The organism is Microcoleus sp. Aus8_D2, from assembly GCF_036702665.1.
Taxonomy (GTDB): Bacteria; Cyanobacteriota; Cyanobacteriia; order Cyanobacteriales; family Microcoleaceae; genus Microcoleus.
This window is the reverse complement of record NZ_JAUBUN010000007.1, coordinates 187,244-203,857: the sequence shown is the minus strand read 5'-3', so window position 1 is coordinate 203,857 and position 16,614 is coordinate 187,244. Positions and strand designations below refer to the sequence as shown.

General features: G+C 49.0%; 11 protein-coding genes and 1 pseudogene. 10 read left to right on the top strand and 2 right to left on the bottom strand.

Annotated features, from left to right (window positions below; all coding sequences use genetic code 11):
• Nucleotides 1-367: 367 nt before the first annotated feature.
• Both psbC and psbD read right to left on the bottom strand, forming a co-directional pair.
• Nucleotides 368-1,747, bottom strand: a complete 1,380-nt coding sequence (gene psbC, locus QUB64_RS08245) for a photosystem II reaction center protein CP43 (RefSeq protein WP_333277748.1) — start codon at nucleotides 1,745-1,747, stop codon at nucleotides 368-370.
• 156 nt (nucleotides 1,748-1,903) lie between these two features.
• Nucleotides 1,904-2,962 carry a photosystem II D2 protein (photosystem q(a) protein) gene (gene psbD / locus QUB64_RS08240; RefSeq protein ID WP_333274206.1) on the bottom strand — a complete coding sequence of 353 codons (1,059 nt, stop codon included), beginning with the start codon at nucleotides 2,960-2,962 and terminating at the stop codon, nucleotides 1,904-1,906.
• A gap of 204 nt (nucleotides 2,963-3,166) precedes the next feature.
• On the opposite strand from psbD, the gene QUB64_RS08235 reads away from it, so the two are divergent.
• From QUB64_RS08235 to QUB64_RS08190, 10 genes and pseudogenes are all read left to right on the top strand, one after another.
• On the top strand, nucleotides 3,167-3,733 hold the full coding sequence (locus tag QUB64_RS08235) for a photosystem I assembly protein Ycf4 (RefSeq protein WP_333277746.1): 567 nt from the start codon (nucleotides 3,167-3,169) through the stop codon (nucleotides 3,731-3,733).
• A 132-nt stretch (nucleotides 3,734-3,865) separates the two neighbouring features.
• Nucleotides 3,866-4,651: a peptidylprolyl isomerase gene (locus QUB64_RS08230; protein WP_442921639.1), complete on the top strand. Its 786-nt coding sequence runs from the start codon at nucleotides 3,866-3,868 to the stop codon at nucleotides 4,649-4,651.
• Between the two features lie 677 nt (nucleotides 4,652-5,328).
• Nucleotides 5,329-6,132, top strand: a pseudogene (locus QUB64_RS08225) (beta-ketoacyl synthase N-terminal-like domain-containing protein); the annotation flags it as partial.
• Nucleotides 6,133-6,423: 291 nt separating this feature from the next.
• Complete coding sequence (locus QUB64_RS08220) at nucleotides 6,424-7,518, top strand: ATP-binding protein (protein WP_333278567.1); 1,095 nt, start codon at nucleotides 6,424-6,426, stop codon at nucleotides 7,516-7,518.
• A gap of 110 nt (nucleotides 7,519-7,628) precedes the next feature.
• Nucleotides 7,629-9,536, top strand: coding sequence for a DNA mismatch repair endonuclease MutL (gene mutL / locus QUB64_RS08215; RefSeq protein WP_333278565.1), 1,908 nt, complete (start codon nucleotides 7,629-7,631; stop codon nucleotides 9,534-9,536).
• 130 nt (nucleotides 9,537-9,666) lie between these two features.
• A complete protein-coding gene (locus tag QUB64_RS08210) occupies nucleotides 9,667-10,419 on the top strand; it encodes an SGNH/GDSL hydrolase family protein (protein ID WP_333278563.1) in 753 nt (250 codons plus the stop codon).
• A 130-nt stretch (nucleotides 10,420-10,549) separates the two neighbouring features.
• Entirely contained in the window at nucleotides 10,550-12,739 is a 2,190-nt protein-coding gene (locus QUB64_RS08205) for a serine/threonine-protein kinase (protein WP_333278561.1), read from the top strand.
• Between the two features lie 187 nt (nucleotides 12,740-12,926).
• Nucleotides 12,927-13,907 carry a PP2C family serine/threonine-protein phosphatase gene (locus QUB64_RS08200; RefSeq protein WP_333278559.1) on the top strand — a complete coding sequence of 327 codons (981 nt, stop codon included), beginning with the start codon at nucleotides 12,927-12,929 and terminating at the stop codon, nucleotides 13,905-13,907.
• Between the two features lie 536 nt (nucleotides 13,908-14,443).
• Nucleotides 14,444-15,721, top strand: a complete 1,278-nt coding sequence (locus QUB64_RS08195) for a vWA domain-containing protein (protein ID WP_333278557.1) — start codon at nucleotides 14,444-14,446, stop codon at nucleotides 15,719-15,721.
• A 102-nt stretch (nucleotides 15,722-15,823) separates the two neighbouring features.
• Nucleotides 15,824-16,531, top strand: coding sequence for an FHA domain-containing protein (locus tag QUB64_RS08190; protein WP_333278555.1), 708 nt, complete (start codon nucleotides 15,824-15,826; stop codon nucleotides 16,529-16,531).
• Nucleotides 16,532-16,614 lie beyond the last annotated feature (83 nt).

The following is a 16,614-nucleotide window of genomic DNA, read 5'->3' as shown; positions in this document are numbered from 1 at the left end:
GTTTTGTGCCTGTTACAAAATTTGGCAAGCACAGCTATTTAATCAAATTTGAATATTCTGACGGCGATGGTAGATTAGTTTTGCACCGCTAGCGAGCTGCCTTAAAATGGCAACTTCTCATTGCAACTTTCAATTCTGTGCGATTAAAACTTTTGTACTTTAAATATAAACTTTGTAGACTCTGCCTTGCAAGCTCTTTACCCGAACTCATAAAAATTGTCAAGTCTCAAGACTTGCAGAATTATTCAGAGAAAGGTCGATCGACCGCAACGTCACTTTTTCCAGATATTTACTCAAAAAAAAGCTCCTGCCGCGCGAGCAGGAGCTTTTTTTGACTAGACCATCAAATCAGCATAAGCTCGATCGATTAGTCCAAATCAGGCATAGAAAGAACCGCTTCATTTTCGCGATTGATACCTCTTTCAAAGCCAGCGACAGCCGCGCGAGCGCGACCAGCGTGCCACAAGTGGCCGACCAAGAAGAAGAAACCCATCACAAAGTGGAAACAGGCCAACCAAGAACGGGGAGAAGTATAGTTAAAGGCGTTAACTTCAGTTGCCAAGCCGCCCACAGAGTTCAAAGAACCCAAAGGAGCGTGAGTCATGTACTCAGCAGCGCGGCGAGCTTGCCAAGGCTGAATATCATTCTTGATTTTGTTCAAGTCCAAACCGTTAGTACCGCGTAAGGGTTCCAACCAAGGGCCTTGGAAATCCCAGAAACGCATCGTTTCACCACCGAAAATGATTTCGCCAGTAGGAGAGCGCATCAGGTATTTACCCAGACCGGTAGGGCCTTGTGCAGAACCGACGTTAGCACCCAAGCGTTGGTCGCGGATCAGGAAGGTCAAAGCTTGCGCTTGAGAAGCTTCCGGGCCCGTCGGGCCGTAAAATTCGCTAGGGTAAGCAGTGTTGTTGAACCAGACAAAGCAGCAAGCGATGAAGCCCATGAGGGACAAAGCGCCCAAGCTGTAGGACAGGTAAGCTTCGCCAGACCAGATTAAGGCGCGACGAGCCCAGCCGAAAGGCTTGGTCAAAATGTGCCAAACACCGCCAGAGATACAAATCAGGCCGAGCCAGATGTGACCGCCGATGATGTCTTCCATGTTGTTGACGCTGAGCAGCCAACCTTCGCCACCAAAAGGAGCGCGAACCAAGTAGCCAAAAATTACAGCGGGGTTGAGGGTTGGGTTCGTGATAATACGCACGTCGCCGCCGCCCGGAGCCCAAGTGTCATAGACACCGCCGAAGAACATGGCCTTAGCAACCAGCAGCAAGCAACCGCCACCCAACAAAATCAGGTGATAGCCGATGATGTTGGTCATCTGGTTCTTGTCTTTCCAGTCGTAGCCGAAGAAGGAAGAGTATTCTTCGAGAACTTCTGGGCCGCGAACGGCGTGATAAATGCCGCCCAAACCGAGAACAGCAGATGAAATCAAGTGCAGAACGCCGACTACGAAGAACGGGAAGATATCAGTGACTTCACCGCCAGGGCCGACGCCCCAACCCAAAGTAGCGACGTGGGGCATCAAGATTAAGCCCTGTTCGTACATTGGTTTTTCTGGGATAAAGTGAGCGACTTCAAACAAAGTCATTGCTCCAGCCCAGAACACGATCAAACCAGCGTGAGCGACGTGTGCGCCCAGCAGTTTGCCTGAGAGATTGATTAAACGAGCGTTGCCTGACCACCAAGCGAATCCGGAGGATTCTTGGTCGCGACCGCTTGCATAGGAATTAGAGAGCGTTACCACGCGGTAGAACCTCCAACGATGTTAGTTTTTGGATTTCGGTTTTTTTGTTCTCCGGGTGACCGCAGGAGCACTGCGTCCACCCGGTGAATAGGAATTTGGATTTCTAGTTTGAATTTAAAAAACATAAATTAAGCTGAAATCCAAATCCTGATTTTTTTAAAGTGCGTTACCGCGAGGCAGAACTTCTTCAGGGAAGATGAAGTTTTCGTGGGGTTGGTCGGTCGGAGCCATCCAAGCACGAATGCCTTCGTTAAGCAGAATGTTCTTAGTGTAGAACGTTTCAAACTCAGGATCTTCAGCAGCGCGCAATTCTTGTGATACGAAGTCATAAGCACGCAGGTTTAATGCTAAACCGACGATACCGATGGAGCTCATCCACAAGCCGGTGACGGGTACGAACAGCATGAAGAAGTGCAACCAACGTTTGTTGGAGAAGGCAATTCCGAAGATTTGCGACCAAAAACGGTTAGCTGTAACCATCGAGTAGGTTTCTTCTGACTGAGTTGGGTTAAAAGCTGGGAAAGTGTTAGCACCTTCGCCATCTTCAAACAGGGTGTTTTCCACGGTGGCACCGTGGATAGCGCACAACAGCGCCCCGCCCAAGATGCCTGCAACGCCCATCATGTGGAAGGGGTTGAGCGTCCAGTTGTGGAAGCCTTGCAGGAATAGCAGGAAGCGGAAAATTGCTGCGACGCCGAAACTGGGGGCGAAGAACCAACCTGATTGACCCAAGGGGTACAGCAGGAACACCGACACAAACACGGCGATCGGGCCGGTGAATGCGAGGGCGTTGTAAGGACGGATGCCGACTAAACGAGCGATTTCGATCTGACGCAGGCAGAAGCCGATCAGTGCGAAGGCGCCGTGAAGGGCGACAAATGCCCACAAACCACCGAGTTGGAACCAGCGGGTGAAGTCCCACTGAGCTTCGGGGCCCCACAGGAACAGGAGGGAGTGTCCGAGGCTGTTGGCTGGGGTGGATACTGCGACGGTGAGGAAGTTGGCTCCTTCGAGGTAGGAGCTTGCCAAACCGTGGGTGTACCAGGAGGTAACGAAGGTGGTGCCTGTTAACCAGCCACCGATGGCCATATAGGCGCAGGGGAATAGCAGGATGCCAGACCAGCCTACGAAGACGAAGCGATCGCGTTTGAGCCAGTCGTCGAGGACATCAAAGATGCCTCTTTCGGTCTGGGCGCGTCCGACTGCGATTGTCATAGCGATAAAATCCTTTTGCTTGTTAAAAGACCAAGGTTTCTAATTAAAGTTAACATAACTATATATTATAAGTTCATCAATTTTCAACATAATTATCAAGAGTTGATACAGAATCGCTATCGGCCCGTCGCGATCGCGCCAGCGAAGTGTGACGCACAGGTGGGCTGGTTGAATTAAAATTTGGCTTTAAGGCTGTTTAAATTTATGACTGCAAAAACAATGACCTCGATCGATACTGTGCTCCGCTACGAGGTTTTGGGATCCCGCCGCTTCAGCAATTACTGGTGGGCGACGGTTGTCAGCATTGGAGGGACTGGTTTCCTGCTGTCGAGCATTTCCAGCTACTTGCACGTGAACCTGCTGCCTTTTGCTGACCCGACTCAACTAATTTTCATCCCCCAAGGCATCGCGATGGGTTTCTACGGCGTCTGCGCCCTGCTGTTGGGGCTTTACCTGTGGCTGACTGTTCTCTTGGATGTCGGCGGCGGATACAATGAGTTCGATCGCAAAACTGGTAACATTCGGATCTTTCGCTGGGGATTTCCCGGCAAAAACCGCAAACTTGATTTTACTTGCAAGACATCGGACGTGCAATCTGTGCGGGTGGACATCAAAGAAGGTCTCAGTCCCCGCCGCAGTATTTACCTCAAGCTCAAAGACCGCCGTCAGTTTCCCCTGACTAGAGTCGGACAGCCGATTGCTTTGTCTCAAGTGGAAAATCAAGCTGCCGAATTGGCTCGATTTTTGCAAGTTCCCCTAGAAGGACTGTAGAGATTTTGGATTTGGGATTTTCGATTTGAGATTGGTAATGTCTTGTAGGGTGCGCCGAAGAGCACCCAATCGATTAATCTAGGGTGCGCCTCGGTGTGCACCTTACCTGGTTGAGTGAAAGTGAAAATACAAATGCAAATGCAAATCAAAATTCAGCGGTGGTTGTTCTCACTTTTAATAATTGGTGCGCTGTTTGTCGGGGGATGCGGTAGTTCCCCTGCTGCGAACTCAACTCCGACGAATCCGGCGTCTGGTGAAAGCATTTCTTTGTCTGCGTCTGGGTCTCCGCCTGCTGCTGTGGCGGCGAGTTCGCAATTTAGCAATTTGCCGCGCTTGCAAGGAAAAGCAACGGTGGTGATGACGGTTAAAGGTGCTCCAATTACGATCGAACTCGACGGCACAAATGCCCCAATTACTGCCGGCAATTTTGTCGATTTGGTTCAAAAAGGAGTCTACGACGGGCTAGTATTTCACCGAGTGGTGCGGGAACCTCAGCCTTTTGTAGTTCAGGGCGGCGACCCCCAGGGTAAAGACCCTAAATTCCCTGCGTCGCGACTGGGAACTGGGGGTTTTATTGACCCGAAAACATCTGTCGAACGCAGGATTCCTCTGGAAATTAAAGCTAAAGGTGCCCCAAACCCTACTTACAGCCAAACGCTAGAACAAGCTGGGATTGCCCAGAAACCGGTGTTGATGCACAGTCGCGGGGCTGTGGCTATGGCTCGATCGCCAAGTCCTGATTCGGCTTCTTCTCAGTTTTACTTTACTTTGACCGATGCGCCGTTTTTGGACGGTAGCTACGCGGTCTTTGGCTACGTGAAGCAAGGGATGGATGTTATCGATAAGATTCAAGCGGGCGATCGCATTGATAAGGCTACTGTTACTCAGGGTTTGGAAAATTTTAAGGCTGTTAATTAGTTAGTAGTCAGTAGTCAGTAGTCAGCAGTCATTAGTCAATAGTCAGCAGTCATTAGAAAAACAACTGCTTTCTATTTTCTACTTTCTGCCGAAAGCAAGCTTTCTATTTATGGATGTTGTGGTTACGGGAATTGGTCTTGTTTCAGCTTTGGGGAATCTGGAAAATAGCTGGAAAAGACTGTTGGCTGAGGATTCGGGAATTGAGCGACATCAACCTTTTTTAGAACTTGAACGGCGACCTTTGGGTTTAATTGGCAAAAAACCTGCTGATTTAATAACTTTAATTCGGCAGGTTTTGGCAGATGCTTTGCAAGATGCTGATTTAACTTTGCCGATTCCTGATTGCGGAATTGCGATCGGTTCCAGTCGCGGCTTTCAGGCTAATTTGGAACAGTTGGCAAGAGAGGGGGAAAGGGGGAGAAGGGGAGAAAGGGAGATGGGGAGAGGGGGAGAAAGTGAGAGGGGGAGAGAAGGAGAATTGCCGGATTATCGATTCCCAATTCCCGATTCCCAATGCCCAATTCCCAATTCCCGATTCCCAATGCCCACCCTTCGACTTCGCTCAGGGCAAGATGCCCAATGCCCACCCTTCGACTTCGCTCAGGGCAAGATGCCCCATGCCCACCCTTCGACTTCGCTCAGGGCAAGATGCCCCATGCCCAATTCCCAATTCCCAATTTGTGGATTTTTTGCCTCATATGGGGGCGATCGCGGCGGCGAGGGCAATTGGCTCGACGGGGCCTGTGCTGGCGCCGATGGCTGCTTGTGCTACGGGCCTACAGTCGATCGCCCGCGCTGTTGATTTGATCCGCACCGGTGAGTGTCAGCGGGCGATCGCAGGTGCTCTGGAAGCGCCAATTACACCGCTGACTGTGGCTGGATTTAACCGGATGGGCGCTTTGGCCAACACTGGCTGCTATCCGTTTGATGAACATCGCGAAGGCTTTGTGCTCGGCGAAGGCGGGGCTTTATTTGTATTAGAATCGGCTGATTTGGCAAGGCGTCGCGGTGCTAAAATTTACGGTAGAGTTTCCGGTTTTGGCTTGACAAATGATGCTTGTCATGCTAATGCGCCGGAGTTGGGCGGGGAAAGTGCGCTCGCGGCCGTAACTCAATGTTTGAAACGCAGCAATTTAACGGCGGTTGATATAGATTTTATTCACGCTCACGGTACTGGAACTGATTTAAATGACCGACATGAAGCCCTGTTAATTCAGAAATTGTTTCACCCAGGAGTTGCTGTTAGTTCGACTAAGGGGGCTACTGGTCATACTTTGGGAGCTTCGGGAGCTTTGGGCGCGGCTTTTTGTTTGATGGGTATTCGAGATAGAATGTTGCCACCTTGCGTTGGAATGCAAAAACCGGGGTTTGATTTAGATTTTGTTCGCTGTGCCCGATCGGCTATTGTGAGAAATGCGGTTTGTTTGAGTTTTGGCTTTGGCGGGCAGAATGCTGCGATCGTCTTATCTGGCGATCGTTAATTTTTGGCAATGAAAGTCGATCGGCATTGAATTTGCACCATCTCTCTCAAGATATAGCAACCGCCACATCGGTTTTATGTATTTTTGTCAACTAACTGAGAATTTTGGTAAGATGGCTGCTGTTGCTGTGCTAGTCTGGCTCTGCATTCCGAGGCTAACTCTTCCCTCACAGCCTGGGATGCCAGAAAATAGAGGCAGATTAAAGCTGTATTGTATTTTATTCACGCACCGATGCCGATCGGCGAAGATAGAAGAAAGAAACTGTTTAGATTAAGCCTCAGGTATTTTCACATGGATCTGGCATCTCATCAATTTATGTCTTATTTTGAACCTCTTCAAGCTGCTCACCTGTGCGAAATAGCTGTCTTGGAGAGTTTTGCTGAGGAAACCCTGGTTTTTGAAGAAGGAGAACCAGCCGATTTTTTATATCTAGTTTTAGAAGGTGAAGTCGAGTTTAGCAAGCGGATTGAAAACAGTAAATATCAAACGATTGCTGTCGCGAAGCCCGACGATTTTTTTGGTGAACTCGGAGTTTTAGACGGAGAGCCGCGCAGTGCTAGAGCTGTGGCAGTTGGCGGCACGACTTTGGCGAAATTAGGGCGCGAAGAACTGATAGCCACTCTCCAATTTGCTAAAGGCAGTTCCGTACTGCAAATGTTTAGTTTCATTATTAAAAATTTGCGGTCTACCACGGATCAATATGTTAGCCAGTTCGTACACAAACAAAAAATGGTCTTGGTAGGAGAAATGGTCAGCACAATTATTCATGATTTCAAAAGTCCTTTTACGGGAATTAAACTCTCCAGCGAAATGCTAAAAGAAATGCACCCGGATCAGGAAACTCAGGAGTGGTGCGAACTTATTCAATTGCAGGTTCAGCGAATGTTGGGGATGGCGGAGGAAGTATTAGAATTTTCGCGCGGCAACTCTGCATTAAATAAAAAACCAGTTAATCTCATCCAGATTTTGCAGCAGTTTGAAAAGTTGAACAGAGTTTATTTTGAGGCTGCCAAAGTAGATTTGGTGCTGCGAATGACAGAAGTGATAGTGGAAGCGGACGAAAATAAGATTTTGCGCGTTTTGCAAAATTTAGCTGGGAATGCTGTTGAAGCTTTTGGCGGACGCGGGGGGCGAGTAGAGATTGCTATAGGACAAAGTGAGAATTGGGCAGAAATTAGCATTTACGATAACGGGCCGGGCATTCCGCAGGCAATTAAGGACAAGTTATTTGAACCTTTTGTCACTTACGGCAAGAGAACTGGTACGGGGTTGGGAACGGCAATTGCTAAGTCAATCGTTGATGCTCACAAAGGGGAAATTACTTATGAGTCGGAAAACCAAAAAGGGACAACTTTTTACATCCGGTTGCCGAAAAATATGGCTTGAGCCTAGCGAGTTTAAGTAATGTTTATTTGTCACAACCTACTTAAGTCATAATAGTGTGTAGCGAGTTACAAAATCAAGTAGAATTGAATTAACGAACCGCTAAAAATCTGATGCCAGTTACTATTCAAACCTTACCCGCAGAAGTTATCAATTTAATTGCCGCAGGCGAAGTGATTGACTCGATCGCCTCCGCAGTCAGAGAATTAGTAGAAAATTCTCTGGATGCAGGCGCAACTCGCATCGTTGTTTCTGTTTGGCCCGAGCAGTGGCGGGTGCAAGTGGCGGATAACGGTACGGGGATGGATTTGGAAAATTTGCAGCAGGCGGCTTCGCCTCACAGTACGAGCAAAATTACCACGGAAGCTGACCTTTACAAAATTGCTACTTTGGGATTTCGCGGGGAAGCTTTGCACAGTTTGGCTCAGTTGGGCTGTTTGGAGGTTTTGAGCAGGCCCAACGATCTGGGATTGGGCGATTTTTGGGAAAATCGAGAGTCTGCGGAAACCCCCCCCAGCCCCCCCTTGTTAAGGGGGGGAGTTGAGAAATCATCGTTTAACAAGGGTGGATCTGAAAATGCTCGATCGGGCTGGCGGGTGGTTTACAACAACGCAGGCGTTGCTGTGGAGCTGGAAACAGTGGCGATCGCCCCGGGTACGGTGGTGACTGTGGCTAATTTGTTTGGTAATTGGCCTGTGCGCCGCACTTTTTTGTCGCCGGCACAGCAAATGCGATCGATCCAATCCATTATTCAGCAAATTGCGATTTGTCACCCGCAGGTTAATTGGCAGTTGCGCCAAGCAAATGCGCCTTGTTTTTACGTAACTTCGGCCAGCACAGCGGAACAAATTTTGCCTCAATTTGTGCGCGGCGTGCGAGCGAGCGATTTACAATATTTAAAGTTAGATTTGCCTGCGAGTCCTGAGAATCAGAAAGTAGCAAATCTGTTGCGAGAAACTCAACTTGTGGGAGCTAAAATCCATCACAATTATCAATTACCTGTTGCTACTTCCCAATCATCTGTTACCAATTCTCAGTCTTTGGAGTTAGTAATTGGTTTGCCCGATCGCTGTCACCGCAGGCGGCCGGATTGGGTTAAGGTGGCAGTAAATCGGCGGGTTGTGCGATCGCCCGAAATAGAGCAAACTATTCTCAGCGCCTTTGCTCGAACTTGTCCGCGCGATCGCTATCCCGTGTGTTTTGTTCACCTGCAACTCTCCCCCTCCGAAATCGACTGGAACCGCCACCCGGCTAAAGTGGAAATTTATCTGCACGATCCGAGTTTTTGGCAAGCACAAGTTGGCGCTGCAATCGATCGGGCTTTGCACCTGAATGATGAAGTTTTGGTGAGTGCGCCAATTCCCGATCGCGTGGGACAGTTGCTGAAAGCATCAGAACAAAAAAGTGCTTACAGTGTCGGGACTTCAGCTCGAAAGAGTGATGGCGGTGACGAACAGACAACAGGTCGTAAAATAGGATTGATGGAACTGAGGGCGATCGCTCAAGTTCACAATACTTATATTGTTGCAGAACACTCTAGCGGAATGTGGTTGGTAGAACAGCACATCGCTCACGAGCGCGTTTTGTACGAACGTATCTGCGCGGATTGGCAGCTAAAATCTCTAGAAAAACCAGTGATTCTCAGTCAATTATCTGCCCTGCAAATTGAGAATTTGTCCCGCTTGGGTTTGGAAGTAGAAACATTTGGCGAACAGCTATGGGCGGCGCGGGAAGTGCCTGAATTATTAGCCTCCAGAGATGACTGTGCGGATGCACTTTTTGAACTCAGTAAAGTCGCAGATTTGCAAGCGGCTCAAGTTGCTACTGCTTGTCGCAGCGCTATTCGCAACGGTACTCCTTTAAGTCTTTTGGAAATGCAAAATTTGTTGGATGAATGGCAGCAAACTCGCAATCCGCGCACTTGTCCTCACGGCCGCCCGATCTATTTTGCTTTGGAAGAATCGACTTTGGCTCGGATTTTTCGCCGCAGTTGGGTGCTTGGGAAAAGTCACGGGATTTGAAAGTTAAAATTTAACATTTAAGGGTAAGATATTTAGTGTTCAATCTACATAATTGAAGTATTTTTATTGAACCGCAGAGGACAAAGAGAGCGCAGAGAGCGCAGAGAGGAAGAAACTAGCAGGAGCAAGTATGAAAAATATTGCAATTCTTTCGATTTTGTTGAATGTACTTTTGCTATCTATTATTTTGATTTACACAGAGAAGCGGGGCTATTTGGGCAGAACTTTGGTAATGGCGAATGCAAATTATCTGAAATTGCCGACGGATACGCTGAGTTCTCAGTCTTGGTGGCAAGATGAGGTAAAGTATCAAGTTGCTGTGACTCGGAACGCGCATATCAAAAATTGTTTTTTTGGAGATTCGATCACTTCGATGCTGGGGAATACTCTGGGTGACAATTCTTTCAATTTTGCGATCGGCGGCATGAGTGCGATTTCTCAGTTGGAACAGCTTAAGTTTTTAACGGCTGTTCGAGTTAAGTGCGATCGCGCGATTGTGGCTCTCGGGACAAATGATGCTATTTACCGAACTATGGACGGGCAATTTGTGCAAAATATGCGTCAAATAATTAGCACTGTGAAAAAAGATATGGGGGCGAAACAGGTGATTTTGTTGCCAGCTTTTTATTCGACTGTTGAGGCCAGCCGCGATATCAGTGTTGCTGCTCCGATTCCGAGAGTTGATAAGTTTAATCAGTTGCTGGGCCAGGTTGCTGCTGCTGAAAAATTATCAATTGATGAAGCTGGCTTGCAGCCGTTATTTGAAGGTAAAGCTTTGAAGGCTACTTTGACTTCGGATGGCGTTCACCTTAATGGTGATGGTAAAAAAATCTATCGTGAAGCTTTATTAAAAATAGTGGCTTTTTTAGATAAAAGGGATTAATAAAATAACGACAATATTTCGTTAAATTCCATTGCAAAGTTATCCCAAATATCCTCGAACTTGGGTTCATCGCGCATACTGAAAGAATCCACCGTATACCAATTCTTTCTTAAGGAAATCTTTAAAAATAATGGATGGCGATAAATGCCAAAAATCGGGTTGTACGGGAACGATCGAGGATGGCTATTGCGATGTCTGCGGTATGGCGGCTGTCAAAACCGCTGAACGGCTGCTTTCCTCCCCTCTCCCCACTGCATCGAACGCGAGCGTATCCAAAACCAGTTCCCCAACAGCCAGCACGCAGACGGGTTCATCCTCCGCAAGCAGCCGCAGTTCCCGGCGCACGGGTAGCGCCTCTAGAAGCAGCCGCAAACAATTAGGTGCGGGATTGGTGTCGATTCCAGAACTCCCTTCCACTGAACCGGAAAAGGCGCTGCTTGCAGAAGCCGTCGTCCCGGAAAATAAACGCTTCTGTTCCAGTTGCAACAACGCCTTACGTCGGGAAAAAGGGTTTTGTCCGAAGTGCGGCCATAAGTATTCCTTCGTTCCCAGCCTCAAACCGGGCGATCGAGTGATAAATCAGTACGAAGTCAAAGGTGCGATCGCCTACGGGGGACTCGGCTGGATCTATTTGGGATTTGATAGGAGTCTGTCGCGCTACGTCGTTCTTAAAGGGTTACTCAACACGGAGGATGAAGCCAGCGCCGCCGTCGCTGTAGCCGAACGCCAATTCCTCGCCTCTGTCAAACACGCCAACATCGTTGGGATTTACAACTTCGTCAACCATCTCAACGAAGGCTTCATCATTATGGAGTACGTTGGAGGTCAGACGCTCAAGGAGATTCGCAAGACGCGCGGCCCGTTACCAGTTGCCGAAGCGATCGCCTACATTCACCGCATTCTCGGCGCTTTTGCCTACTTGCACGATCGAGGTTTAGTGTACTGCGACTTCAAACCCGATAACGTCATGCTCGAAAGCAATGACGTGAAACTGATCGATATGGGTGGGGTGCGGCGCATTGACGACTTAGACGGGGACATTTACGGAACGGTGGGGTATAGCGCACCGGAGGCAGGAGAAGGGCCCACCGTCGTCTCGGATTTATTTACCATCGGCCGCACCCTCGCCGTCCTGGTAACGAACGTTTCCGGCTTTAGCAAAGAGCACCAGTACAAGTTACCCAGCCCGCAGGAAGAACCCCTATTCGCCAAGCAAGAATCCCTCTATCGCTTCTTGCTCAAAGCCACGGCGTACAACGCTGACGATCGCTTCGAGTCGGCGGAGGAAATGGCCGATCGATTGTTGGGAGTGTTGCGGGAAGTGGTAGCACTGGAAACAAATACGCCGCATCCGGCTCCCAGTAACCTGTTCGGCTCGGATATGCTCGCGCTGACGGCATCTTCAAATTTGGAACCGATTGGCGCGGACTTCCGACAGCTTCCCGTACCGACGATCGATAGCAACGATCCAGCTTTTAACGCGGTATTGAATGCCCAAGCGATCGCTGACCCCATACAACGTCAGGTGACTTTGGAACAGGTGGTGCAGCAGTATCCCAACTCTCGCGAAGCCTTGCTCAGACTGGCTGACAGCGCGATCGAGAGTCGCAACTATCCAGTCGCCGAAGTGGAACTAATAACGCAAGCCGAACAACTCGATGCCTGGGATTGGCGCGTACCCTGGTATCGCGGTCGATTGCTGCTGGCGCGGGGTCGCGCCAAACAGGCACAGGAACAGTTCGATCGCGTTTACTCGGAACTGCCGGGGGAACTGGCCCCTCAACTGGCATTAGCGCTGGCGGCGGAATTGGCCGGCGATCGCAAACAAGCTATTAAACTATACGATCGCGTGTGTCGAACTGACCCAAGTTATGTTAGCGCGACGTTCGGCTTGGCCAGGTGTTTGAGTGCGACGGGCGATCGTCAGGCGGCGGTGGAGGCGTTCCGACGAGTGCCGCCCACCTCGAATTTGTCGGTGCGATCGCGGGTGGAAACGGCACGGATGCTGATCGATCCCAAACATACCGCACCGGGAGCCAAGGAGTTGAGTTTAGCAGCTACGACGCTCGAAGCTTTAACGCTCGAAGGCATGGAGCGATATCGGTTGACGAAACAGCTTTTAGAAACCGCGTTAGGATCGATCGCTTCAAAAGCGATTCAGCCATCGGCGATCGTCCTTTTGGGGCATCAACTGCAAGAAGTTGAGCTGAGAAAAGGGTTAGAAAAAGCCTTGCGCGACATGGCACATTTATCCACGGGAGCGGAAAAGATTCGCTTGGTTGATGAGGCGAATCGCGTGCGTCCGAGAACGTGGTTGTAGGTCAATACCGTTCAGTTAACACTGCTTATTCCTAGAGATCCCCCTCGCATCCCCCGAATCGTTGCGGGGACTTTAAGAACTCTCTTGTCCCCCCTTTTTAATGGGGGCTAGGGGGGATCGGTCTTAACTAAACCGTATTATCTTATGTTCAGGTGCACTTTACTTTTGCTTTTTTAAGACCCAAACTATGCAATGTCCCAACTGTCAAGCTGTAGTTCAAATAGACGATCGCTTTTGTGAAGAATGCGGTACGCCACTCGCCAATTCACCCGTTAATGTTACTGAAACTTCGACGACGAAATTATTATGCAAGAAATGCGGCGCGGCACCAGAGGCGATCGATACAGATGGATACTGTTCGGTTTGTGGGTTCAAGAATGAACGCCGGCAAGTCCGAGAAACCGATCGCATTGAAGTGAATCTTCAGCCTAATTTCGCGGGAGTGAGCGATCGGGGATTGAGACACGAACGCAATGAAGATTACTTGGCTTGTGCGGTAATAGAAAGCAGTAACACTTATATTGCGATCGCCTGCGATGGGGTGTCGAGTTCTCAGTTTCCCGAATTGGCATCAAAAGCAGCGGCAGAAGGTGCCAGAGATGCCATTGTCACTGCTCTGCAAAAACATCTCCCCCCAGAAACAGCTCTCGAACAGGGAATCGCTGCCGCACTCAATGTAGTCTGTGTTATTCCTCATAGGAGTTTGAATCAAGATGCACCTTCGACGACGATTGTAGCGGCGGTCGTGCAAAATTCGATCGCGACAATTGCTTGGTTGGGAGATAGTCGCGCCTACTGGATCGATCGGGAAAACTCCCAACTGCTGACGCGAGATGATTCTTGGTTTAACGAAATAGTTACATCGGGACAAATGAGCGCAGCCGAAGCTAGCAAGTCCGATAAAGCTCATGCCATTACGCGCTGGCTGGGTGTGGATGCTAAAGAGGATGCGGTTCCTTCGATCGTGCAGTTTCCGATTCCCGGTGCTGGATATTTGTTACTTTGTACGGATGGATTGTGGAATTATGCACCCGACGCGCCACAACTCGCCGAGCTAGTCTATGGTAATGCTTCAGAAGATGCGATCGGCATGGGGCGCCATCTCGTAGAATTTGCTCGCTCTTGTGGCGGTCGAGATAACATTACTGTCACTCTGTTAGTCGTTTGAGGATAATATTATAAGAAGGAAGAAGGAAGTTTGGCAATGAAGCGGTGTACGGGATGTAACGGATGTAAATGAGATATTGCAACGTTCTCCATTAACCTGTAGGGGCTGGTTCACCAACCATGTCTAATGAGTACCAACAATCTTAATAAACCAGCCCCCACCCAACGAGAGATTCACGATCGCGCTTTTTGATAAAATTGGGGAATGTGCGATCGCAATTCTATCGCTGGCTGGCGAGAAACCGGGTTTCTGCGAATAAGGTCTGCTGAGTACGAAGCATATAAAAAGAAACCCGGTTTCTGAGATTGTGCGATCGAATTTCTGTCGTTAGGTGAGGGCGGGTTTTTGTAAATTGTTGGTACTCATTATAGATGGTGGGTGAACCCGCCCTTACAGGATTATTGATAATGCTGCAAGCTCTCAGTTCTACTCAACCTACACTCTAATCTCTTTTCTCAATCTGTAAATTAGCATCATTTTTACTGAAAAAAGCATCGATCGCATTTACTCAAAATTCACTCAACAACTCAAAAACAATGTCTACCCAATTCCAAGCCGAAGTCTTCCAAAATCCCTACCTTCATCAAGGTTCCAGAGAAGTCAATGCCATTATGACGGTCACCGTCCGTGGGGACGAAACGATCGCCATCGCACCCCAAACTGGAGACAAACTTTTCGGGATTATCTGCGATATTTCCGGTTCGATGCAGGGCCAAAAAATCCACGCCGCCAAAAATGCGATGATTAGACTCGTGGAGTTAATTCCTGCCGATACCTCCTTTTTTATCGTGGTGGGTTCCACTCGCGCCTATGTATTTCCCACTTCTCTAGCCACCGCAGAAAACAAAGCCAAAGCCATCTCCAAAATTAAAGAAGTCCAACCCAGTGGCGGTACATTAATTTCTCAGTGGCTGGAAGCTGCACTAACCGAGTTCAAACAGATGCCCAATGCTGTCAAACAAGCCCTATTGCTTACCGACGGGCAGAACGATGATTCTGACGAAAAACGCCTAGAACAGGTGCTGCAAGCGTGTGAAGGTGTATTTCAGTGCGACTGTCGGGGGGTGGGTACCGACTGGCGCGTCAAGCAGCTTCAGTTTATTGCCAACAAGCTACTCGGAACCACCGATATCATCCCCAACGCGGTGCAAATAGAAGCCGATTTCCAAGCCATTCTCGCCCAAGCGATGACTAAAACGGTGAGTGATGTAGCCCTCCGTTTGTGGACTCCCCAAGGGGCAAAGGTGCGATTCTGCAAGCAAGTTAGTCCCCAAATTGTCGATTTGACCGATCGCGCTCAATCTATTAAACCTCAAGTTTGCGACTATCCGACAGGCGCTTGGGGGACGGCAGAATCGCGCGATTACCACTTCTGTATTGACGTGAATCCCGGTAACGTGGGAGATGAGATGCTGGCGGGACGGGCGAGTTTAATTTACACGGTTGATGGGGTGGAAACGAAAATTACTGAGGCGCGGATTCTGGCGGTGTGGACGGATGACGAACAGAAATCCACAAAAATCGATCGGCGAGTCGCACATTATACCGGACAAGCAGAACTAGCACAAACCATTCAGGAAGGACTCGAAGCTCGCGATAAAGGTGATGTAGAAGCAGCAACGGCAAAGCTGGGACGGGCTGTCAAACTCGCCCATGACTCTGGGAATGAGGGCACGGCGAAACTGCTGCGCCAGGTGGTGGAAGTGGAGGATGCACCGACTGGAACAGTTCGTTTGAAGCGGAATGTGGCGAAGGAGGATGAAATGGCATTGGAAACTCGATCGACTAAAACAACACGAATTTCCAGAAATTAGCCATTCCAAAATCGACAATCCAAAATCGACAATCCAAAATCGACAATCCAAAATCTGCAATCCAAAATCTAAAATCCAAAATCCAAAATCGTATAGGTAATTATGTCTGTCTATCAGTGTCCAAAAGGTCACGAATCGATCGAATCTGACTATTGTTCGGAATGCGGCGCAAAGATTAATGGAGGCGCAGTTGTCGAATCTAAAAGTCCGCCCGTTCGAGTTGCCACAGCTACAATTAACTGTCCCGATTGCGCGACTCCCCACGAGGAAGATAGCGGCAATTTCTGCGAAATTTGCGGCTATAACTTCGTCACGGGTGCGAGTGGAGAAATTCCAATTCCCAAAGGGATCGCTTCGCGAATCGCCTCTTCTAACCCGGATGCGGGTACGATAGATGCGGGCGCAACCCGTGTTTCTCCGACATCTACCTCACCCACAACGACAGGAACTCCCGAACTCCTCATCACCGTCGATCGCACTTTGCGCTGCGAAGGTAGCCCGGAACCGCCCGAGTTTACACCCATGACTTTCCCTCTGGAACAACCCAGCACTCTCATCGGACGCACTAGCGATGTCCGCGCCATTTATCCAGATCTCGCCCTCGATTTGGACGATGCCATTTCCCACCGCCACGCCGTCATTCACCGCCAACCAGATGGAGCGTTAATTCTGCGCGATATCGGTTCCACCAACGGTACATTTCTCAATGGAATTGAACTTGCGCCGATGACAGATATTAGTCTGAAAGATGGGGATGAAATTACGTTGGGACATTGGACAAAGCTGATTGTTAATGTTACCCAGTCTTAACTAGCAGGCAAATCGGTAATTGATAAAAACTGCCCCACAAATGACAAATTATATCATGTCCGATAGATTACCAGAATAACAAA